Origin of the sequence: Paenibacillus sp. Soil522 (assembly GCF_001428245.1) — a bacterium.
In the GTDB taxonomy this organism is placed as follows: Bacteria; Bacillota; Bacilli; order Paenibacillales; family Paenibacillaceae; genus Pristimantibacillus.
In genome coordinates this window covers 1-1,136 of record NZ_LMRV01000023.1, presented here as the reverse complement: position 1 = coordinate 1,136, position 1,136 = coordinate 1, and the positions used below count along the sequence as shown (strand labels likewise).

The window sequence follows — 1,136 nt, the reverse complement described above, 5'->3', positions numbered from 1 at the left end:
TGCCTGCATCCTTGATTATCTACATTGTTTTGACTAATAGTCTTGATGAAAATACCAGCTTATAAACGGTTTTGATTATTGCTAAGGACAAATAAGTGTAGACATGTTGAACTAACGGGTACGATAGCTCCATAATGCTTAACTACGTAGGCTGCTGGCGATTCGCTCGCCAGCCTGTTGAGCTAACGGGCAACATAGTTGAACAAAAAGCTTTATTGAGTCTTAGTATAGGAAGTAATTTTTAACTTTGAAATTAAAGGGGGTAAGTGAATGCGAAAATATATGATGACAACGATAATATTGATGATAGCAACTTTATTATCAGCTTGTGGAACAAAAACATATGAAGAAGCTTTCCGTGATGTTCATCCCAATGCCGAAATATTACATGAAATAAAGATACAAAAAGGAATTGTTATCTTGTACAGTGAGAAACAAAGTGTTGGTGCTGCCGAGTTATCGCCGGAAGGCAAAGGATGGAATGTGGTAAGTTCCAACAACATCGGCGGTAATGATGCAATTTCGTATGGCATAATCAATAAAGGGGCAGATGACGAAATCTTGTTTGGGAGAATCAATGACGGCAAAATCACGAAAGTGCAATTAAAGAAAGAACAAGGCGAGTTTATTGAAGCCACAATACTTGAACCCAAAAAATCTATTTGGTATTTGCAATGGAAATATGATAATGCTGAATTGATTGGTCTTTCCAGGGAGGGTACGATACTATACCAGTCTACTTTTCGTAAGTAATAGAAACCACGTTTCTAAACTAACGGGTACGATAGCTCAACATCAAGGCTGCGACATCAGAGTATTATTCGCGGACAAAGCGGAATACGGTCAACCCTCTAAAGCCATTGCTGATATTGTTCCTGTATCGTGTCTCTTGCGACCTGTCTTTTTTGCAAAATGGCTGCCGGGACTATCGTATTGTATTTCTTTATTTTTATATTGATTTCGGCTATTTCCCGGTCCCATTTATTATCGCTGTTATCAGGGAGAGAGGTTAGCAGCTTGCGGATTTGCTCTCTTATTTCTTGCTGCAGCTGTAACCAATCGGGCAGCACGTTAGCATTTTTGAGTATGCTGGTGAAGACATCGCCAGAATCGAGATTCAACGGCTTTCCTTTGCC

2 protein-coding genes are annotated in these 1,136 nt (G+C 39.5%); one reads left to right on the top strand and one right to left on the bottom strand.

The features are described from left to right. Positions 1-270 precede the first annotated feature (270 nt). On the top strand, positions 271-753 hold the full coding sequence (locus ASG81_RS03875) for a hypothetical protein (protein WP_056629414.1): 483 nt from the start codon (positions 271-273) through the stop codon (positions 751-753). A 98-nt stretch (positions 754-851) separates the two neighbouring features. On the opposite strand, the gene ASG81_RS03870 is transcribed toward ASG81_RS03875, so the two are convergent. Next, positions 852-1,136 (bottom strand): DnaJ family domain-containing protein (locus ASG81_RS03870; RefSeq protein ID WP_056629412.1); only part of this gene is annotated, 285 nt, incomplete at its 5' end.